Genomic DNA, 19,736 nt, shown 5'->3' with positions numbered 1-19,736 from the left:
TCGCGCAGTTCCCCGCGCCCCTGAGGCGGGGGGCGTGGGCGGGGGCTAGATTCTGATCTCCACCGTCTTGGCCAGGCGGTCGTGGAGGCCGCGGGTGTCGCGGTCCCAGATCAGGGCCGGGATCGCCAGGCACAGCAGGAGCGTGCGCGCGAGGGCGCGCAGGGGGGCCACCCGGCCGGTGTCCACGGCCACCACCCGAATGCCGAAGAGCCGCTTGCCGGGGGTGACGCCGACCGTACCGACCGTCAGGACGCTCAGCACGAGGAAGACGAGCAGTGCCCAGTTCGGCGTGGTCCGGGGGGTGTAGCCGTCGGTGATCAGACCGTATGCGATCAGCACGCACAGACCCCAGTCGACGGCCAGCGCGCCGATGCGCCGGCCCGGGCCGGCGACCGAGCCCGGTCCCTCCTTCGGCAGACCGAGCTGCTCTCCCCGGTACCCGAAGTCCGCTCCGGCTTCTTCCATGGCCGCGCGGGGGCCGGAGAGCCACGAGCCGAATGCTTGCCTGTTGTCCACCCGTCCACGGTACTGCGCCCGATTTCGCGCGCGGTGAGGTGGGGTCGCCCGGCCTCAGGCTGGTTAACCTGGGAGAAACAAATGGGTCACGCCTGAGAAATCCCCCGTCCTTATGGTCGGCTACAGCGTGTGCCACCGCACTGGCCGCACGAGGAACTACCACCCCGGCACGGACGGTCGGGAGTAGGAGGAGCTGGATGTTCCAGAACGCCGACGAGGCCAAGAAGTTCATCGCGGACGAGGACGTCAAGTTCATCGACGTCCGCTTCTGCGACCTGCCGGGCGTCATGCAGCACTTCACGGTGCCCGTTGAGGCGTTCGACCCGGATGAGGAGCTGGCCTTCGACGGATCGTCGATCCGTGGTTTCCAGGCCATTCACGAGTCCGACATGGCGCTGCGCGCGGACCTGTCGACCGCTCGGGTCGACCCCTTCCGCCGCGACAAGACGCTCAACATCAACTTCTTCATCCACGACCCGATCACGGGCGAGCAGTACTCCCGTGACCCGCGCAACGTGGCGAAGAAGGCCGAGGCCTACCTGGCCTCCACCGGGATCGCCGACACGGCGTTCTTCGGTCCCGAGGCCGAGTTCTACGTCTTCGACAGCGTCCGCTTCGCGACCACCGCGAACGAGTCCTTCTACCACATCGACTCCGAGGCCGGTGCCTGGAACACGGGCGCCCTCGAGGACAACCGTGGCTACAAGGTCCGCTACAAGGGCGGCTACTTCCCGGTCCCGCCGGTCGACCACTTCGCCGACCTGCGCGCCGAGATCTCCCTGGAGCTGGAGAAGGCCGGTCTGAAGGTCGAGCGTCAGCACCACGAGGTGGGCACCGCCGGCCAGGCCGAGATCAACTACAAGTTCAACACGCTGCTCGCCGCCGCCGACGACCTCCAGCTCTTCAAGTACATCGTGAAGAACGTGGCCTGGCGCAACGGCAAGACCGCGACCTTCATGCCGAAGCCGATCTTCGGTGACAACGGCTCGGGCATGCACGTCCACCAGTCGCTGTGGAGCAACGGCGACCCGCTGTTCTACGACGAGCAGGGCTACGCCGGTCTGTCGGACACCGCCCGCTACTACATCGGCGGCATCCTCAAGCACGCCCCGTCGCTGCTGGCCTTCACCAACCCGACGGTGAACTCGTACCACCGCCTGGTGCCGGGCTTCGAGGCGCCGGTCAACCTGGTGTACTCGCAGCGCAACCGCTCCGCGGCCATGCGTATCCCGATCACCGGCTCGAACCCGAAGGCCAAGCGCGTCGAGTTCCGCGCCCCGGACTCCTCCGGCAACCCGTACCTGGCCTTCTCGGCCCTGCTTCTCGCGGGCCTGGACGGCATCAAGAACAAGATCGAGCCGGCCGAGCCGATCGACAAGGACCTGTACGAGCTCGCCCCCGAGGAGCACGCGGGTGTCCCGCAGGTCCCGACCTCGCTCCCGGCCGTTCTCGACTCCCTCGAGGCCGACCACGAGTTCCTCCTCCAGGGCGACGTCTTCACGGCCGACCTGATCGAGACGTGGATCGACTTCAAGCGCACGAACGAGATCGCTCCGCTCCAGCTGCGTCCGCACCCGCACGAGTTCGAGCTCTACTTCGACGTGTGATATCGCCCCAGGTCAGAGCGGGTAACCGCTCCCCTGGGCCGGCTGTGGGCCGTCGGCCGGCTCTCCCAGTACGGGAGAGCCGGCCCTCGGCTTTTCGCCCCCGGTTTCCGGGGCCGGCCCAGGCAGCGTCGTCCTGCCGCTCTGGAGTGCCTGGTCGATGGCTTTGCGGGCTCGATCCCGGCTGTTCGGCAACAGGTGCGTGTAGGTGCGCAGCGTGAAGCCGGGGTCCGCGTGCCCGAGGTACTCAGCCAGTCCGGCTCGTAGCCGCCGATCTGATCGAGGCCGGGGCCAGTCACCGGGAAGTGGCCCGACGGTTCTGGGTGACCCGGATGTCGGCGAACCGGTGGCGGCGGGCGCCGGCTTCGTTCGTCTGCGCTCAGGGCCGAGTAGGCGGGTCCTCCGGGTCGTTCTCCTCGGCCGTACCGTGGAGCCGGACCGTGAAGTCGACCCGGGGGCCCAGTTCCACGGTGTCGCCATTGCGCAGCCGTTCGCGCTGCCCGGGCACGAGCACCCGCCGGTTCAGCCGTGTCCCGTTGGTGGCGCCCTGCGCGACCTCGGTGACCCAGGCCGTGCCGTCCGACGCGTACGAGACGGTGGCGTGCCGGGCCGAGACGGTGGCCTCGGAGAGGAATTCGGCGGTCTCAGGTGCCCAGCCGCGGCTGCGCCCCAGGTGCACCTCGGCGCCCGGCGGCACCTCCAGACACCGGCCGGCGCCCCCGAAGACCAGCCTCAGTGCCCCGGCCGCCGGCTCGGCGGGCTGCCCGGCGCCGGTGCCGGGCGGCCTCAGGCAGACCGGGCACGCGGCGGCACCCGGCATGACGACCGTTCCGCAGTGGCGGCACGGGAGGCCGCTCGCCGGCGGGGACGGCGCGGGTCCCGGCGGACGCCCTTTGGCGGTGTCCTCGACGGTCACCCAGGTGTCGTCGTCGCCGTGTCCGTGCTGCTGCCCGGGATCACGCTCGGGGCCGGGCGGGGTGGCGTCGGCGCCGGGCCCGGGATCCTGTTCGGGACCGCGTTCGGGACCGGGAGGAGTGGCGTCGTCGTGCGCGTCCGGTTCCTCCTCGTCGTCACCCCAGGTCAGAACCTCCACCGCTGCCGGTTCCCTTCTTGACGTCGACGATCAGGTCCACCCGCCCGCTCTCGGCCTGCCGGACCTCCGACACGACGACCGTCGCACCGCCGATGTCCGGATCGGCGAACAGGGCCCGGGCCAGCGGATTGATGAGGTGGGTCTCGAGCACCATGCCGATGCCCCGCCCTCCGTTCCACTTGTCCTTGGTGCAGTAGCCGAGGAGCTGCCGTCGGGCCTTGTCCTCCAGCTCCAGGGTGACCTGGTGGCCCGCGGCCAGCTGCCGCTGGATGTTCCCGACCTGGAGATGGAAGATCTCCTCGGCCACCTCGTCGGAGATGAAGTCGAACACGACGACGTTCCCGCCGATCCGGTTCATCAGCTCGGGCCGCCCGATGACCTGCTCGAAGTGCTTCTTGATGTTGTCCTTGACGGTGGCCTCCAGCCGGCGGTAGGGGGTGCCGGGCTTGACGATCCACTCCCGCTCCCCCGTCGCCGGATCGGTGCGCAGCATCCCGAGATTGGACGTGAAGATCAGCACGCATTCGCTGAAGTAGGTGGTCACGCCCTGCCCGTCGGTCAGCCTGCCGTCCTCGAGCACTTGCAGGAACTTGTCGAGGATGCCCGGGTCGGCCTTCTCGATCTCGTCGAAGAGGATGACCCGGAAGGGGTTCTCGCGGACGGCGGAGGTGAGTTCCCCGCCCGCCTCGTAGCCCACGTATCCCGGCGGGGCCCCGACCAGGCGGTCGGCCGAGTGCTTCGCGGAGAACTCGCTCATGTCGAAACGGAGATAGGCCTGGTCGCTGTCGAACAGGACCGCCGCGACGGCCTTCGCCAGCTCGGTCTTCCCCGTTCCCGTGGGGCCCGCGAAGAAGAGCACACCGCGCGGCCGGTGACCGGGACTGGTCGCCTGCGCACCCGACAGCCCCATGGCGGCGCGTTTGAGGATGTCCAGCGTCATCGCCACGGCGGCTTCCTGTCCGCGCACCCGGCGGCGGATGGACAGCTGGTTGTCCGGATGGTCGTCCTCACCCTGGACGATGCGCCGGCGGATCTCCTCACGGCTCCAGGGGTTCTTCTCCACCCCCAGCCGGTAGATCCGCACGGCGTCCGACAGCGCACGGAACGGAATGCCCCGGGCCCGCGCCAGCTTCACGCTCTCGTCCATGGCTCGCAGGCTCATACCGGCCGCGGCCCGGGCGAAGGAGGCGACCGCCTTCTCGGCCTCCGTGCTCTGTCCGTCGGTCGAGGGCCCCGGCGGGCGGACGGGCCCCTCGTACCGCTCGTGGAGGAGACGTGCCATCGTCTTCCTCTCGTCCGCGTCCGGCTCGGGCACGGCCACCGCGCGGATGCGTTCGCTCCCGGAGACCAGCCAGTTCGGGAGGTCACGCTCGCTGTCAGCGAGCCAGATCACCGGGTTGTAGAGGTCGACCGGGGTCCGTCTGCCGATGCGGCCCGCCGCCCGGGAGGTCGCCACGGGGCTGGTCTCGTTGGCGAGTTTCAGACAGGCCAGGAAGAAGTCACGTTCGTCGTTGGTCAGCCGCGTCGGGTCGGTGACCAGGCGGGACGCGTGATCGATCACCAGGGCGACACGGAGCGCGGGCAGTTGCCTGCCGTCACGCAGCATCTGGGCACGCTGGTCGGCCCACCCGGAGGTGACGGCCCGCATCTGGTCGAGCACCGCTTCGCGTTCGGACGCCTTGCCCCCGGGAAACCACCGCGTGGACAGCAGTTCCTCGACGGCCGTCTTGGCCTCCTGGGACGCTGCCGCCACCCGGAAGCCCCTCACCTGGTCACACAGCACGAGCGCCTGGTAGCCCAGGTCGAACAGCGGGTTCCACAGCACTTCGAGCAGCGGACTGTACCGCTCCCGTCCCTGGCGGCTGACCAGGTGCAGGTCGCGGATGTTGCCGTGCAGAACGTAATGCGAGTGGACACTCAAGGTGTCGGTCAGTTCCCTGACGAACGACGGGAGTGAATCTCCCTTGGACAGCTCCAACTTTCCTCCCCAGCCTCACGGGTCCTGCCTGCGCCCTAGCGGCGACCGTCGTCGTCCACCGTTCGGTGCGACGGGCCGTCCCGTCGTTCGTCCGATGCGTCGCGCATCTCGCTGATCACCTCGTCCAGCCGGACGGCGTCGTCCCCCGGCAGGCCCGGGACCGCTCCTTCGGTGCGTTCGATCACGAAGTCCACGGTGAGACCCGACTCCCGCGCGATCTCCCGGAACCGGGCCAGTTGCTCCTGCGCCTCCTTGCAGCGCGCGTCGTCGAGTGCGCGCTCCGGGGGCGTACGCTCACCCGGCGTTCCCCGGTACATGGTGGCGACGCGGAACGTCCCCCCGTCCAGCGTCGCCCTGAGCCAGTGGTCCGGCTCCCATCCCTCGGGCGTCCAGTCGAGCCTCAGCTCCTGCCCGGCGGGCCGTCCCGCGCCGGCCGGACCGCCGAACTTCTCCGCCAGCTCCGCCATGACCCTGGTGCACTGCTCCCTCACATACAGCGCCTCCAGGGCGCCCAGCCGTTCTTTCACCCGTTGCTCCACCGACGCCCGCCCGGCCGGGCTGAGCGGGACCCCCTCCTCCAGGAACCGGCGGAGCAACCCCTCTTCCTCGGGGGCCCTTTCCAGCCTCTCGGCGCCCTCGGGCGGCTCGTAGGAGAGGAAGTCGAGCTGGGCGGCGGCACGTTCCTCGGCCTCGCGTGCGCTGCGCGCCGTGCTGTTGGCGTCACGGACGAACTTCCGGGCTTCCTTGAGGTGGATCCGCGCCCTCCTCGGGTTGGCGGCGGCCTGGCGCACCGCATGACCGACCGCGGCGGCCGCCAGCTCGGCCGTCCGGGAAGCGGCGGAGGGGTCCAGGGCGCTGAGGATGTCCGCCCCCGCCTTGCGGACCTCCTCCACGGTCTGTTCCGTGCCGGCGAGCGGGTCCGGTGTCTCCTCTTCGCTCCGCTCGGCTTCCGCCGTGCGCGATCGCGTGAACCGGCGCAGCATCCTCTGCCGGTGGTCCCGCACGGTGCGCTGCCAGTCGTCGTCCTCGACCGCCGACTCCAGGCAGCTGCCGAGGCGCTTGATCTCCCAGGCCGCGTAGGCTTCCTCGGCCTGCTGCACGGCCGCTTCCAGGGCGCTCAACTGCTGTCGCAGCACATCGAGTTGTGTGCCGATCGGCTCCAGCGGCGGCGGAAGGTCGGGCAGCGGTGGCCCCCCACCGGGTCCCCGGGCGGCCCGTGCCGCCCGGGCCAGCAGGGCCGTTCTGCGGGCGTTGGCCCGCACGGCGGCGAAGGCGGCGGCCTCCCACTGCCGTGCGGCCGTGGCGGAGAGTTCCTGCTGCCGTTCGAGGCAGCGCTGCTCCTCGGCGGCCCGTACGGCCGCGGCGGCCAGTACGCGCGTGGTGAGCAGGGCCGCACGTCCCGCCAGGAGGACGCCGCTGAGCGAGCCGAGCGCCTGGAGCGCCGCGTCCGCGGCCTGGTGCAGCGTGTGCCCCGCGGCGTCCGCCAGATGCGAGGAAGCCGCGTGATGCAGGTCGAGCATCCCGGTGTGCGGCAGTGTCTGCGGATCGACCGGGGGCGGCGGCGGGGGGAAGGTCACGGTCGGCGCCACCACGTCCAGGGTGGGAACCGCCAGTCCTGCGCTCATAGCCTGTCTTCCCTTCTTCCTCCGGGCGCCGCAGCCCGGATGTCGCTGTTCACGTACGGGGCGCGCCGGCGCCGGCCCGGCGGTTGGCCAGGCGACTGTCGAGATGGGCCCGTCGTTCCCTCCGCCAGACGTGGCAGCGGCGCAGGCTCCACCCGGCGACGCCCACGGCCGTGGCCAGCGGCCAGGCCCAGGGAGCGAAAACGATCGCGTAGAAGCCCACGAAGACGGCCAGGGTCAGCAGGGCCGCCGCCGGCAGCAGGCTGACGATGCCCCGGGACCGCGCCAGCCTCGCGGGACGCTCCGCGGTGCGGATCACCAGTCCGGCGAGCGATCTGCGCGGGTGGTAGAAGGGCGGACCGATGTAGACGGCGGTCAGCAGCTCCACCGCGAACACGACCGCCGCCCCCGGCAGTGCCTCCAGCCAGGCCAGGACGACCGCCTCCTGGGAGGCGCGGCCCAGCACGTCGGCCAGTCCGGTGACGAAGCACCAGGGAGCCGTGACCACGGTGGCGCCGAGCAGCGCCCAGCCCAGGGTGGGCAGCCGGTCCAGGCGGCGCAGGACGGTGAACAGACCGTCCTGGTCCTGGGCCATCATCCGCTCGGCTTCCTCGGTGACCCGCTCCTCGTGAAGCCGGCCGGCCTCCGCCCGGGCATGGGCGGACAGCAGATGGGCGGCCAGCAGTCTCAGGGGATCGTCACCGGTTTCCAGGAGCGCGTCGAACCAGGGCACCGGCATCGGCAGCGCCCGCCGGAAGCGGCCCATGGCATCGGCGAGCACGGCCGAGGTGCGGTCGGGCTCGCGCGCCAGGTCGAGGAGCCATGCGTCCACGGCGACCGTCCGCCGCAGGGCGGCGCGGGCGCCTCGCACCCGGCGCACGCCACCGGAGCGGAGGATCTCCTGGACGGCGGGGCTCCAGCGGCCTCTCAGGGACTGCCAGCGTCTGGCCGCCTCGTCCAGCCCTTCGCCCTGAGGGCGTTCCGCCAGCAGGGCGAGGATCTGCGGATGTCGGGCCAGGTCCCGCACCAGCGTGCCGGCGCTCGCGTCGCCCTGCCGGGCGGACGCGGTCAGCCTGCGCGTTCCCTGGACGTGCAGCGGAGCCCCGTGCCACGCCACGTCGAGGCTGGGTCCGAGCCAGTTGATCAGGCGCACGACGCCCTCGGGGGAGGGCGGGTCCGCGAGTTCCCGGCGCAGCGCGGCGAGTCGTCGCCGCTCCTCGGGACTGCGTCCGCCCACCGTGTCGAACTGCTCGAGCCACTCCACCAGTTTCGAGCGGTCCTCCGTGTCGGCCAGCATCTGCCCGGCCGCACGGTGGTTGACGTCCAGGTGCCAGGCCAGGACCTCCGTCTGCGTGAACTCCTGCCCGTGGAACGGGAAGGGACGCACCGTGGGACGCTCGGCTTCGCCGCCGAGGATCCGCCCGTCGGTCCGGGCCGCGACGTCGGGATCCTCGTCGTGCAGCCACGCGTCGACCTGGCGGGCCCCCCATCTGTCCTCCGGCGCGCGGGTCAGCAGTCCCTCGCACAGATTGCGGGTCCTGCGGTCCCTGATGCCGCTCACGTCGGGGTCGTGCGTGGCTATGTGCCCGAGCACGGTCTCGTCGTCGCGGAAGTCCACGGGGTGTTTCCCCAGGGCGAGTTGAGCGATCACCATGCCCACGGACCACCAGTCGCCCTCCTCGGAGACGGTCTGGCGCAGCGGGCCGGCCTCCGGGGCGAGGTAGAGGGGCTTGCCCCGCCAGTCGTGCCGGGGGTCCGTCATCTCGTCCGGGCGGTACACGGCGGCGCCGAAGTCGATGAGCACGAGGTCCGCGGAGTCCGGGCGCTGGGCCGGCACCATGATGTTGTCGGGGGTGATGTCCCGGTGGACGACGCCCCGTCGGTGCAGGGCCGTCACCGCGGCGTGCAGTTGTTCCACCACGTTCCTGACCTTCTCGGGCGGCATGCCGTCCGGGTGGGCCGCGTGGTAGGGCCCCAGGTCCTCTTCGCCGTGCGAGCGGTAGAGGTGGTAGGGGTGCCCGTCCGCCGTCCCCGACTCCAGGAGTCGCTCCACCGTCGCTCCGGGCTCCTCGCCCAGCGCCTTCAGCTGTCGGGTGACCTCCTCGTCGGGCGCGTGGAGGCGGTGGTACCACTTCAGCACCAGGGGCACCTCGGGCGAGGCGTGACGCCCTTCGCGGTCGAGTACGCGCAGGACGACCGCCTCCGCGGGTCTTTCCCCTCGGCGCAGCAGGGCGACCCGGGTGAATCGCCGGTCGAGCTCCGGGGGAACGGCACCGAGTACAGGGCGCGTTTCGATGGCGCGGGCATCGGTGAAGGCGCCGTCCGAGGGGTCGACGAATCGGGTGGGAGGAGTGCTCGTCATCAGCCGGCCTTCCGGAAAACGCGGGGCGACCGCCGGGGAGAATACGCGGAGGGCGAATAGGAGCGGAACGCATGGCAGCGGGATGCATGGCAGCGGGACGCACGACAATACCGATGGCGTTCCGCATGGCGAGGGTTTTCGGGAATACGGTCCGGGTTTATCCTCGCGCCCGCCGATAAACGGAATGGGAGCATTCGCTTCTGCTTACCCATCGGCGCACCGGCCGGATTACGATGCTCTGCATGCGCTCCTTGCCCTCGCACCAGAGCCTCGTCGAAGAACTCAGAGGACTCAGGCGGCCCGGACTGCCCAAACTGCGGCGTTGCACCCGCGAGTCGCTGCGCACAGCGGCCGTCGCCGCGGGTCTGTGCCGGGGCGAGGAGGACGAACAGGACGGCATCGAGGCGCTGCTGGCCGCCGCCGTAAGACGGCTGGCCGGCGGCAACCCCCTCCGGGACGACAGCTCCTGCGACCCGATGGCGCGGGCGGCCGCCCACTCCTTCGGTATCTTCGCCGACCGCCGGGGAGCCCCCGGCGCCGACCGCAGGAAGGCGGCGGCGGCCGTCTTCGGGGTGACCACCGAGCGCTTCCGCAAGAGCCAGGAGCGCGATGTCATGGTGGACCTGGCCGCGGCCATCCTCGCCCTGGCCCGCGAGGCCGGCGGACGAGTGTCGGGCAGGCCCCTGCCGTCCGCGGCCGCGACGCCCCGGTCCCCGGCGCCGGAACCCGCACGGGAAACGGCGGCCCCCGTCCGCGTGACGGACCGGATCACCGTCCGGGTGTGCCCGATCGAGCAGATGAGGGACGTCGACGTCCTCGTCTCCTCGGAGAACACCTACCTGGAGATGTCCAAGACCTTCCGCCCCACGGTCTCCGGCGCGCTGCGCCGGGCCGCGGCCGTGCGGGACACCTCCGGCGAGATCGTCGACGATGTCCTCGCCCGCGAACTGAGCGTGTGGCTGCGGCGGAACGGCAGGACCGGCATGGCCGTGCCGCCGGGAACGGTGGTCGCCACCTCCTCGGGTGCGCTGGCCGCGCAGGGGGTACGCCGGATCCTGCACGCGGCGATCGCCACCCCCTCCGGGAACGGCGACAGTTACCATGTGACACCCGCCGTGCTGGCCGAGGCCGTACGGGCCTGCTTCGAACTCGCGTGCAGGGAACGGGACTTCCTGTCGATCCCGCTGTCCACGATCGCCTTCCCGCTCCTCGGGGCCGGCCGTGGCGGCCTGTCCCCCGAGATCGCCGCCCGCTGGCTCCTGTGGGCCGTCAGGGAGGAACTGCGCCAGGATCCCGGCTGGTCCGTGCACCTGGTGACGCGCAGACAGGAGCATGCCGAACTGCTCAAGGCCGCCAGCTCCGTTCGCTGAGCGTCACTCCGGACTCCTTCAGCCGCCGCTCCATCCAGGTCATCTCGCCTCTGAGCGGGACCCCGTAGACACGGACGGCGGCCGGGCTCTCCGTGCCCGTCTCCACCTGAAGGCGCGCTCCGTCGGTCTCCCGCGCGAGGTGAGGCCCGTAACGGACCGCTCCCCGCGGCGTGAGCGGCCTGATCCTCTGGTTGGCGGATCCGCGCCAGACGAGCCTCGTCGGCTCCGCAACCCGGAACCGGCCGGTGACCACGGCGTCGGCGTACGACAGGGCGTGCCGCTGCCCGGGGGTCAGTTCCTCGAACTCGTAGCCCGTGTACACCAGCAGGTCGACGGGGGCGGCCCCGGCGGCCCCCCGTTCCCGCCGGGACGCGCCCCTCAACCGGTCCGCGCCGGCCAGCAGTTCGGCCAGCGCGTCCGCCTGTTGCAGCGGTTCGCCGCCGCTGACCGTCAGTCCCGCGGCGCCCGCGGCGAGCGCCGCCTCCCACCGCGCGAGCACATCCGGCACCTGCACGGGTGTGCCGCCCCGCGTGTCCCAGGTGTGCCGGGACATACACCCCGCGCAGGCCAGGGAGCACCCCTGGAACCAGACACCGAGCCGCCGGCCCGGGCCGAGCGTTTCCAGCGGGTAGTGCACCCCGCTGATGCGGACCTCCACGGCATCCCCCTCCTCGTCCCCGGCATGGAGTATCGAGGGCGTGCGCACCGGCCCGCAATTGGCCCCCGGCCATTATCCGGGTTCCTTCCGGGCGAAATCCGGTTGTTTCCCGGAACACGTGTGGGAGCGGTGAATTCCGGTGCACTGAGCCGGTCCCGACGAGGCTGGATTCCGCTAGTCTCGGCCGCAGTCGCGTGGCGCCCCCACCGGGAGATGCCCGCGAGGAAGGGGGGCTCTCGAAATGATCTCCATAAACCGAACTGGCGGTCGAGCCAGAAGAGTGAGAATCGGTTTTCTCTCCATGACGCGTGCCCGATGGCACGGCCTCCGGGACGCGTCCACAATGGCGGCCTTCATGGCGGAGGCCGAAGCGTCGGAAAACCCGCCCGACGACGTTCTGCCGCCCTACGTCCTGGGGGTCAGGGCGCAGGTGCAGCGCAGTACCGCACGGCTGCGGTCCCGTATGTTCGCGGGCCACAGCGAACTCAGCACCCGCATCCAGGCGGAGTCGGTCCGCGTGGTGACCCAGTACTCCGTGCGCGGTGTGCCCGCACCCGCCGCGCTGGCCAGGTTCGGGAGCATGGTCGGTGCGTGGCGGTCGGCGGCGTCCGTCTGCCGTTCCCGCGCCCAGCTGCTCGCCGACGAGGCGAACCAGCTGCTGGCCTGCTACTGGGACACGGCCTGGACCCGTGCCCGGCGGGCGCACGCCCTGGAGGAGCACCGCCCCGCCGGCTGGCTGCCCGGGAAGGTCGCGCTGGACGGCACCTGGCACCACCTCGACGACGGCCTGCTCAGCGACCGCTGGTACGCGCCCGGGCTCCCGGAGCGCGGCTCGGACCCGTCCGCCGTCGCGCAGGCCCTGTACATCCTCGACCACCAGCCCGCCCGGGACGGGTCCACCGCGGAAAGCGCCTACCGGGGATGAGATCCCTGCAGCAAAGGAAGGTCATCGTGCATCCCTCGGCACCTCTCGCGCCCCGGCCGTCGTCCCGTGTTCGCCGTCGGCTGGCCGCACTCCCTCCCGTGGTGGGGCTCCTCGCCGCTCTGGCGTCGTGCAGTCCCCAGCCGGAGGCCCTGACCACACCGTGCGGGCTGGTCGTCGACGGATCCGGCTCGGGCGCCGCGACCCGGCAGGGGTTCGACTCGGAGGCGAAGCTCAAGTCCTCCCTCATCGGCTTCCTGCGCGACCAGAAGTGCGGTTCGCTGGACTACGCGCCGATAACGCGTGCCTCACAGACCTCGACGTGCCGTGAGGACCGGGTCGATCTCGACCCCCCGCACAACGCGACGACCGACCAGGAGAGCCTGCGCAACAAGGCCCGCGGCGCCGCGGCGAGCCGGGCCCTCGCGGAACTCGCCTGCGCACGCACGCAGAACGGCTCGGACGTGTGGGGCGCCCTGGCCCGCATCGGGGAGAGCGTCCCGTCGGCGGACGCGGGGGCGAAGCTCCTCGTCGTGAGCGACTTCGACCAGGCCGACCCGGAGTTCGCGCTGTCCAGGGCGTCGATCTCCACGGAGGGCGCGCGCAAGAAGGTGATCGACTCCCTGGTGGACAAGCGGGGGCTGCCCGGGATCAAGGGGATGGACGTCTATCCCGTCGGCTTCGGCATGCAGTACAACGCAAAACCCAGCGCATACAAGGACTTCGAGTCCTTCTGGCTGGAAGCGATCGAGGGGAGGGCCAAGGCCCATGTCCACAACGACTACCGCTGAGTCACCCGAACCGCGGCGGCGCCGCCGGTACACGTCGCTGCCCGGACGGACCACCCAGCCGCAGTCCGCCGCAGGCCGGGGCTCCGTCCCGAGCGCCCTGCCGCGGCGCCGGGCCATCGTCCTCGACGACGCGGCGGAGCAAAGAGTCCTCAGCGACGCCCGCCGGCACGGCAGGAAGGCCGCGAAGCGCAAGGTGCTGGATCCGTGGGTCCTGGGCAGCGGTGACCGCGTGCCCTATTTCGCGGAACTGGCCTCGGTCCGCGACCTGGTCATCCACCGGATCGGGGAGGAGCTGAACGTCGCCGAGGAGGTGGCGCGGCTCAGCGACGCACGGGCGGCGTCCGACGTCACCGCCGGCGAGGCCGAGACCAGACTGCTCGACCAGCGTCTGCGTGAGACCGCCGAGGAGATAGGGACGAGCAGAGCGCAGCTGGACCTCCTCGCGAGGCGGTCCTCCCGCTGGATGCGCTTCCGGGACGGCTTCCGGGAACAGATAGAGGAGCGGTGGCTGCGGGCCCGCTTCCCCCGCGCCGAGGGAACCCCGCGGCCGCCGGGCACGGCGGGGGACGACGAGCCGGAAGCCACCGCGGGCCCCACGGGAGCGGCCGGCGAGGCCCCGTCCGGGGACCGGGGACCGAACCCGGCCCCTGAGACGGAGGCCGACGGCTGGCAGTCGGTGCCCGCGGCGGACGCCGCTCCGGCCGGGACGGCGGACGTCCCTTCGGCAGGGACCGCCCACTCCCCCGACCTGGAGGACGTCTACCGCGCCGCACGCGCCCAGGCACAGGACGCCGCCTCGGCCACCGCCTGGGAGGGCCTTCCGATCCGGCCCGGCCTCCCCGGATGGATGACCTGGGGTCTGCTCGGGGCGATCTGTGCCGTCGAGATCCCCATCTACTGGATCGCGTACCAGCCCTTCCACGGTGTCGGCAGCGCCGGCGCGGACCTCATGTCCGGCACGCTGGCGATCTCGTCCGCGATAGCCATGGTCGTGGCGCCGCACCTGGCGGGCCGCACGCTGCGCTGGCGTGCGGCGACGGGTTCCCTCAAGGCTGCGTGGCTGCCGTCCCTCGCGCTGCTCGGCGTGTGGGGATACCTGTCCTGGGTGCTCGGCACGGTTCGCGCCAAGTTCGTGACACAGCACGAGCCGGCGTCCACCGCGCCGGCCGGCACGGACGGCTTCAGCGGGCTGGGCTCCGGGACGACGGACAATCTGATCGACCGGCTGCATCTGACATCGCAGACCGTGACCTGGTTGTTCTGTGCGCTTCTCCTGCTCACCGGGGGAATCGGCTTCCTGCTCGGCCTGTTCAGGGAACACCCCTACCTCGACGCGTTCCGCAGCGCGCTGGAGCGCCGTGCGGACCTCCAGCGGCGGCGTGAGGAGAGCATCGCGGCCACCGAGCGGGCGCGGGCCGCGCACGAGACGGGGCAGGCCCGGCAGGAGAACCGGCGGGAGGCCGCGAACGAACGGATCGCATCCGCCCGCCAGTTGTACGAGGCGGCGGCCTACGCCTACCTGGACGGGGTGATGACGGAGTCCTCCGACCCCGCCGTGACCGAGTCGGCCATGAAGCTCTCGCGCACCTGGCCGCTTCTTCCCTCGACCGTGCGGCACGAGGCGATCCGCTGACCACGAAGACCGCCGCCTCACCCCTGGCGTCCAACCGGGGGCGGGGCGGCGGTCGTTCGCGCCGGTCAGCTCTCCGGCGTGGAGATGACGGCACGCAGCGGGCCGAGCATCCGGTTGACCTCCTGCACATCGGTGTCGGAGTCGAGCCTGAGGCTCGACTCCGACCGGGTGGTCAGCGGCTGCCCGGCACACCGGTCACCGAAGAACTGGAGGGCCGGACGGGGCCGGCAGCGCTTGGACGTCCACCGCAGGCCCTGGGCCCGCTTGCTGTGTTCACGGATCAGCCGGACCCAGTAACGTGTCTGGGGATAGTCGTCGGGACGGCAGTCGACCAGCCAGTCGTCCTGCCACACCGCGGCCAGCGCCTCCGCGCTGGTGAGATCGACGAGGACCAGGTCCTCGGCGGTGCGGACCGCCGACAGAGCGTATGCGGAGGCCTGCGCCCAGGGGATCTGCCGGATCGCGCTGCGGTCGCCGAACTCGACCGAGCGCAGCAGTACTTCCGCCAGTGCGGTCACCGGGTCGAGGGCGGCGTAGAGGAAGGGGTACGGGTCCTTCTCGGTGGAGTCGAAACGGCTTCCCTTGAAGAACTCGTGAGCGGTGCGCGGGTTGAACTCGGCGGCGCCGTAGCGGTGGCGGTGGCACCGCCAGATCAGCGTGTCGGCCGGGAGCAGGGTGAGAACCGGCTCCATGGTCGCCTCGGCCGGTGGGATCTGACCTACCATCAGTCGCCCTCCACCAGTTCCACCGCCGCCAGTTCGAGCTGGTCGTCCGGCAGGGTGCCGAGCAGTTCCGCGGGGACGCCGTGCAGCCAGCTGTTGTCCCCCAGCCACCAGTCGGCGGCTCCCCAGGGGTCGCGATCGGCCTGGAGAACGTCGTTGATCCGGCGTACGACCGGCAGGGGCTCGGCCGTACCGGGCCGGAACTGGAAACGCGGATAGCGGGATCCGCACTCCGGATCGCTCAGACGGATCAGCCCGCCCGGATCCGGCGGGTCCGGGACGAGGTCGGCGAATTCCCGCGCGGTCAGCGCGGGCACGGACAGCAGACGCTCACGGGCGGCCCGGCGCAGTTCCTCCGGGCCCGGAGGCGGATCACCCAGCAGGTCGAGCACGCCGTCGATCGCGGCGAGCGACGGCATGATCTGGTCCCCGGCGGCGTACCGGCGCTCCTCGAGCACCTCGGCCACGGGGTGACCGGGCGGCAGCGCGGAGAGCGCCCGCCGCAGCCGGCGGAACTCACGCGCCACTGCCCTGGGCTGCCCGGCTCCGGCCGCCTCGTGCAGCGCACGCAGACAGCCGGCCAGCTCCGTCCGCTCCTCGTCGTCGAGTTCGGCCAGGACGGAGACCCAGTGGGCTCCCAGCAGTTCGAGCAGGTCCTTCGACGTCATGCGAGGGCTCCCTCCTGGACGGCGACGGGCACAGTGCCGGCGGGTGCCGGACTGCCCTGGTGAACGAAGGCCGCCCAGGCCTCCGGCAGATCCCGGAAGTCGCGGTCGACACGGCGAGCGGCGATCTTCGCGAGGCCCCGGACGGAAGGGCGCCGGTCCGGCGGGGTGAGCATCCAGCGCTGTGCGGCGCGCAGCGCGTCCGGCGGCGCGAGGCCCGCGGCGAGCCGGTCGTGCAGGACCAGCATGAGGACCTCGGACTCGCTGTCGGGAACCGCCCAGCGGGACCCGATGGCGTCCGCGGCGAGCCGGTGCACCAGGGCCGAGGTCACGGTGAGGGCTTCGTCGTGGTCCCGCGTGGTGAGGTCCGTCTCGCAGGCGCTGCAGACGACCAGGGGGCCCCGCGTGCGGTGCGCCTCCCCGTCGTGCGGGGTGTCCAGCAGGGCGCTCAGGGTGAGTTCCGCGTCGGTGGCCCCGTTCCGCTCGGCCTCGGGGGTCGGAGCCAGCCGCAGGGCCGAGCTAGCCGGGTCCGGGCCGGCCAGGCCGTGGCAGGCGAGGTGCACCAGGGAGGCGGGTGCCGCCGAGCTGCCGCCGAGAAGGTCCAGGACCCGCTCCGGGGTGGCCGGCTGGTCCTCTTCGCGGAAGTAGGTCTCGGCGTGGCCGTAGTAGATCTCCTTCAGCGTCTCGACCTCGTGCTCCGCCCACGCCAGGTCGGCGTGGGCGTGGAACACCAGGGCCGGCCGGTCGGCGAGCGTCATGCGCTCGCGGGCGGTGGCGCGCAGGAACTCGCGTCCGGACGCGGCATGGGTGAGGACGGCGATCTCGCACACGCGCACGGTGTCCGGCCCGCCGTACCGTGCGGGCGGGCGCACAACGGCCGCGTGCCACGGTACGACGCCCAGCTCGCCGCATGGGACGAGGACCAGCCGCACCGCCTCCGGCGCATGGTCCTCGGTGCCCGAGGCGCGGGCGAGGCCGGACTCCGCCATGCCGCGTTGCCACAGCCCGAGCCGGTCGAGGACGGGGGAGAACACGTGTCCGGCCCAGTCGCACATCCCCTGGAGCGCGGCGAGCCAGGCCCGGTCGGCCCGGTTCCGCTCCTGCTGGGTCACCTCGCCGTCCGGCGAAGCCGCCAGCCGCTGGCGGTGTGCCCCGGCCTCCAGGTAGGCGGTGACCGGGGCCCGTCCCGACGCGGAGAGCGCGGGCAGCGGTACGGCCTCCACCGGATGCCCGGGGGTGACGAGAAGGGCCGCGCCGTCCTCCTCCGCCGTGCCCGGGACCAGATAGACCAGCGCGTCCGCCCGCGTTCTCGTCAGTCCCGCGCGCAGCGCGGTGAGCGTCGCGGACGGCGGCTCGTCGACGGGTTCCTCCTGGCCGCGCAGCAGGGCCAGGGACTGCCGCCGGACGTCTCCGGGCAGGGTGGGCGTGCCCTCGGGTGACGCGGAGAGCAGTTCGAGGGGGGACCGTACGCCGCCGGTGGCCGCCGGGCCGGCCGGCCGGGCCGGCACGGCGGCGCGCCAGCGGCCGGCGAGTTCGGAGGCGCCGAGGGCGGCCAGCCGGTCGGCGACGCCGACGGACACGGCCGCCGCTCCCAGCACCAGCGAGCGCCCGGCCTCCAGGCAGCCGACCGCCTCCTCCGGATGCCCGGCCCGCAGGGCCCACAGGGCCGCCGTACGTCCTCGGTCGGCTCCCTGCCGTGCGATCCGCAGGCCGTGCCGCACGCCGAGCTGGAGCAGCACCTCGTCGGCCGACGCCCGCAGCGCGGCGCGCGCGCCGGCGACGGCGGCCAGCAGGTCCTCGGTCTCCGCGGGTGTTCCGGGGCGGGTTCCGGCGCGGTCGGCCAGCAGCTGGGCCAGGTCCCAATGGACGACGGCGGTCGCCGGGGCGCCGTCGGGCGGCAGCAGGGCCCGGGCCTGCTCCAGCTCCCGGACGGCCTCGTCCAGGGGCTCCGGGTCCCCGGTGAGCTGGTGGAGCATGCGCAGCGCGATGGCGACCGCGCCGCGGACGCGGGGCTCGAAGTCGAAGGTGAATCCGGGGCGGGCGAGGACGGACCGGGTGCGGCGGATTCCCTCGGCGATGCGACCGGGGTCCGATTCGACGGCCGCGGTCAGCGCGAGCAGGGGAGCCCAGACGGCGTCCAGCATGCTCCGCAGCGCGGGGACGTCCACCGTCTGCTCCAGGGCGTGCTGGAGGTGGTGGGTGGCCTTGCGGACGTCTTCGGTGCGCCCGGTGCGCGAGCCCAGGCCGAGGTAGGCCGATCCCAGGAGGAAGGACACGAAGACGCCCGCCCACTCGTCGGCTCCCGTGGCCATGCCGTCCAGTTCGTGGATGTCGTCGATGAGTGACTCGACGGCCGTGGTGTCACCGCTGTCGAGGGCGTTGCCCAGACCCGTCTGGATGCGGAGGCATTCGGCGCACAGTCGGAGGGTGACGGCATGGGTGTCGGTGGGCGTGTCGTACCGGTCGAGTTCCTCGAGCAGGACGTCGGCGAGTTCCTGGTCCTGGAGGCTGCCGCCGGTGAGCGCGGCTCCCGTGAGCAGCCCCGAGACGACCGCCGGCAGCCATTCGGTCCGGCTCCGCGCGTCGAACTCGTCGGACTCGGACGCCTCGCGCATGAGCTTCAGGGCCTCGCGGAACTCCTCCATGTCTCCCGTACGCACCCCGAGGGCGAAGCGGGACATGGCCGCGATCATCCTCGAGGACAGGGGTGAGCCGTCCGTCTGTGCGCCGGACGGGTCCACGGCCCCGGACAGCCGGTCCAGGAGCTTCGGGATCTCCTCCGGCGCAAGGCTTCCGGGGGCCATCACCTCCGCCATCGCCGTCAGTTCCAGGAACGTTTGCCGGAGGTCGTCCGGGGAGTCGGGGGTGTCCGCCTGTGTCTCGGTCCGCTGCCCGGGATGGTTCCGGAGCATCCCCAGCAGGACGGGCAGCAGGGCCCGCATCGGCTGGGGAACATGACCGGCCGTGCCGGACGCCGTCATCTCCTCGGCCATCGCCACGACGCCGTCGAGGTCCCCCCGCACCACGGCGTCCAGGGCCGCGCCGAATCGGTGCATCGCCGCGCGGTCCGGTGATCCGGCGGGCACCGCGTCCGACTCCTGAAGCAGCCGGAGCAGGAGGTGGACGTCCTCGAGGATGCCGGATCCGCCCTGGTCGGCCGGTATGCCCGCGGCGAACGCGTGCATCAGCTGGTCCACCCGCAACCGGTCCCCGGTCCCGCCGCCCGTGTCCCGGACCAGGCGGGTCAGCCGTGACCCGAGGAGCGCCGTCAGGTCACGGCGGGCGGTCGAGCGGTCGTCCTCGTCGAGAAGCTTCGACGTGCGGGCCTCGTTCAGCAGGCTAAGGGCCCGCACCCGGTCCTCCGGTGCCCCGGCCAGGACGAACCGTGTGCCGAGGAGCGCCCCGGCACGGGCTTCGAGGGCGGCTCGCGGCCGGTCCGCGCCGCCGGAACCACGGGCTTCGTCCAGCAGAAGACCGAGGTCGCGGATCTCCTCGTCCAGCCGCGCGCCGCTCAGCCCCCGATGGGAGTCGGGTTCGAACGGAACGGCGCACCCCGTGGTGCGGGCGAGTGCGGCGGCGACCCGCTCGGGCAGAGATCCGGCACCGGCATCACTCATGGTCATCCTCCCCGTGCTCCCCGTGTCATGATGCACGCTCGCACACCCCGTTCACCGAGGGTTCCGGCAGGAAGCCGCGCCCTTCCGGAACTCGCCCGGTTTCCGGACGGTTTCGGGACGGTTCTCCGGCGGCCTGCCCTCCCGGCACCGGCGACCGGGCGTGTTCCGGGCGGGGTTGGCCCA

14 protein-coding genes and 1 pseudogene are annotated in these 19,736 nt (G+C 72.2%); 5 read left to right on the top strand and 10 right to left on the bottom strand.

Going from position 1 to position 19,736, the window contains the following annotated elements; all coding sequences use genetic code 11:
* Positions 1-45: 45 nt before the first annotated feature.
* Complete coding sequence (locus tag ABZ876_RS16515; protein ID WP_361780609.1) at positions 46-516, bottom strand: RDD family protein; 471 nt, start codon at positions 514-516, stop codon at positions 46-48.
* 197 nt (positions 517-713) lie between these two features.
* Between ABZ876_RS16515 and glnA the strand changes: the two genes are divergently transcribed.
* The gene (glnA, locus tag ABZ876_RS16510) at positions 714-2,123 is read left to right on the top strand and encodes a type I glutamate--ammonia ligase (protein ID WP_361780606.1); all 1,410 of its coding nucleotides are present in this window, start codon (positions 714-716) and stop codon (positions 2,121-2,123) included.
* Between the two features lie 12 nt (positions 2,124-2,135).
* On the opposite strand, the pseudogene ABZ876_RS16505 reads toward glnA, so the two are convergent.
* From ABZ876_RS16505 to ABZ876_RS16485, 5 genes and pseudogenes are all read right to left on the bottom strand, one after another.
* A pseudogene (locus ABZ876_RS16505) lies at positions 2,136-2,375 on the bottom strand (hypothetical protein); the annotation flags it as partial.
* A 124-nt stretch (positions 2,376-2,499) separates the two neighbouring features.
* Positions 2,500-3,213: an FHA domain-containing protein gene (locus ABZ876_RS16500; RefSeq protein ID WP_361780603.1), complete on the bottom strand. Its 714-nt coding sequence runs from the start codon at positions 3,211-3,213 to the stop codon at positions 2,500-2,502.
* A complete protein-coding gene (locus tag ABZ876_RS16495; protein ID WP_361780600.1) occupies positions 3,191-5,191 on the bottom strand; it encodes an AAA family ATPase in 2,001 nt (666 codons plus the stop codon). The genes ABZ876_RS16500 and ABZ876_RS16495 overlap by 23 nt, the downstream gene beginning before the upstream one ends.
* A gap of 35 nt (positions 5,192-5,226) precedes the next feature.
* Entirely contained in the window at positions 5,227-6,816 is a 1,590-nt protein-coding gene (locus ABZ876_RS16490) for a hypothetical protein (protein WP_361780597.1), read from the bottom strand.
* Positions 6,817-6,865: 49 nt separating this feature from the next.
* Positions 6,866-9,175 carry a serine/threonine-protein kinase gene (locus ABZ876_RS16485; protein ID WP_361780594.1) on the bottom strand — a complete coding sequence of 770 codons (2,310 nt, stop codon included), beginning with the start codon at positions 9,173-9,175 and terminating at the stop codon, positions 6,866-6,868.
* A 242-nt stretch (positions 9,176-9,417) separates the two neighbouring features.
* Here ABZ876_RS16485 and ABZ876_RS16480 point away from each other — a divergent pair, with 242 nt between their 5' ends.
* The gene (locus tag ABZ876_RS16480) at positions 9,418-10,545 is read left to right on the top strand and encodes a macro domain-containing protein (protein WP_361780591.1); all 1,128 of its coding nucleotides are present in this window, start codon (positions 9,418-9,420) and stop codon (positions 10,543-10,545) included.
* Here ABZ876_RS16480 and ABZ876_RS16475 read toward each other — a convergent pair.
* Positions 10,520-11,203 carry a 4Fe-4S single cluster domain-containing protein gene (locus ABZ876_RS16475; RefSeq protein ID WP_361780588.1) on the bottom strand — a complete coding sequence of 228 codons (684 nt, stop codon included), beginning with the start codon at positions 11,201-11,203 and terminating at the stop codon, positions 10,520-10,522. The two genes, ABZ876_RS16480 and ABZ876_RS16475, sit on opposite strands and share 26 nt — an antisense overlap.
* Before the next feature lie 355 nt (positions 11,204-11,558).
* Here ABZ876_RS16475 and ABZ876_RS16470 point away from each other — a divergent pair, with 355 nt between their 5' ends.
* The 3 genes from ABZ876_RS16470 (at position 11,559) to ABZ876_RS16460 (ending at position 14,549) form a co-directional block, all read left to right on the top strand.
* Positions 11,559-12,128 (top strand): hypothetical protein, encoded by a 570-nt coding sequence (locus ABZ876_RS16470; RefSeq protein WP_361780585.1) that lies wholly within the window; start codon positions 11,559-11,561, stop codon positions 12,126-12,128.
* A 98-nt stretch (positions 12,129-12,226) separates the two neighbouring features.
* A complete protein-coding gene (locus tag ABZ876_RS16465) occupies positions 12,227-12,916 on the top strand; it encodes a hypothetical protein (protein WP_361780583.1) in 690 nt (229 codons plus the stop codon).
* Positions 12,894-14,549: a hypothetical protein gene (locus ABZ876_RS16460; RefSeq protein WP_361780580.1), complete on the top strand. Its 1,656-nt coding sequence runs from the start codon at positions 12,894-12,896 to the stop codon at positions 14,547-14,549. Before ABZ876_RS16465 ends, ABZ876_RS16460 begins: the two co-directional genes overlap by 23 nt.
* Before the next feature lie 65 nt (positions 14,550-14,614).
* On the opposite strand, the gene ABZ876_RS16455 is transcribed toward ABZ876_RS16460, so the two are convergent.
* Genes ABZ876_RS16455 through ABZ876_RS16445 form a run of 3 tightly spaced genes read right to left on the bottom strand, consistent with a single transcriptional unit; the run spans position 14,615 to position 19,553 of the window.
* Positions 14,615-15,274 carry an RES family NAD+ phosphorylase gene (locus ABZ876_RS16455; protein ID WP_361780577.1) on the bottom strand — a complete coding sequence of 220 codons (660 nt, stop codon included), beginning with the start codon at positions 15,272-15,274 and terminating at the stop codon, positions 14,615-14,617.
* Positions 15,274-15,939, bottom strand: a complete 666-nt coding sequence (locus ABZ876_RS16450) for a hypothetical protein (protein WP_361780575.1) — start codon at positions 15,937-15,939, stop codon at positions 15,274-15,276. Before ABZ876_RS16450 ends, ABZ876_RS16455 begins: the two co-directional genes overlap by 1 nt.
* On the bottom strand, positions 15,936-19,553 hold the full coding sequence (locus ABZ876_RS16445) for a CHAT domain-containing protein (protein WP_361780572.1): 3,618 nt from the start codon (positions 19,551-19,553) through the stop codon (positions 15,936-15,938). The genes ABZ876_RS16450 and ABZ876_RS16445 overlap by 4 nt, the downstream gene beginning before the upstream one ends.
* Positions 19,554-19,736: the final 183 nt, after the last annotated feature.

This window comes from Streptomyces sp. NPDC046931, from assembly GCF_040644655.1.
GTDB lineage: Bacteria > Actinomycetota > Actinomycetes > Streptomycetales > Streptomycetaceae > Streptomyces.
This window is presented reverse-complemented; position numbering and strand designations above follow the sequence as displayed.

Excerpts from the sequence above, each read along its gene's own strand:
- ABZ876_RS16450 (WP_361780575.1), bottom strand. The coding sequence starts at position 15,939 with ATGACGTCGAAGGACCTGCTCGAACTGCTGGGAGCCCACTGGGTCTCC.
- ABZ876_RS16490 (WP_361780597.1), bottom strand. The coding sequence starts at position 6,816 with ATGAGCGCAGGACTGGCGGTTCCCACCCTGGACGTGGTGGCGCCGACC.
- ABZ876_RS16460 (WP_361780580.1), top strand. The coding sequence starts at position 12,894 with ATGTCCACAACGACTACCGCTGAGTCACCCGAACCGCGGCGGCGCCGC.
- ABZ876_RS16485 (WP_361780594.1), bottom strand. The coding sequence starts at position 9,175 with ATGACGAGCACTCCTCCCACCCGATTCGTCGACCCCTCGGACGGCGCC.
- ABZ876_RS16455 (WP_361780577.1), bottom strand. The coding sequence starts at position 15,274 with ATGGTAGGTCAGATCCCACCGGCCGAGGCGACCATGGAGCCGGTTCTC.
- ABZ876_RS16470 (WP_361780585.1), top strand. The coding sequence starts at position 11,559 with ATGGCGGAGGCCGAAGCGTCGGAAAACCCGCCCGACGACGTTCTGCCG.
- ABZ876_RS16445 (WP_361780572.1), bottom strand. The coding sequence starts at position 19,553 with ATGAGTGATGCCGGTGCCGGATCTCTGCCCGAGCGGGTCGCCGCCGCA.
- glnA (WP_361780606.1), top strand. The coding sequence starts at position 714 with ATGTTCCAGAACGCCGACGAGGCCAAGAAGTTCATCGCGGACGAGGAC.
- ABZ876_RS16480 (WP_361780591.1), top strand. The coding sequence starts at position 9,418 with ATGCGCTCCTTGCCCTCGCACCAGAGCCTCGTCGAAGAACTCAGAGGA.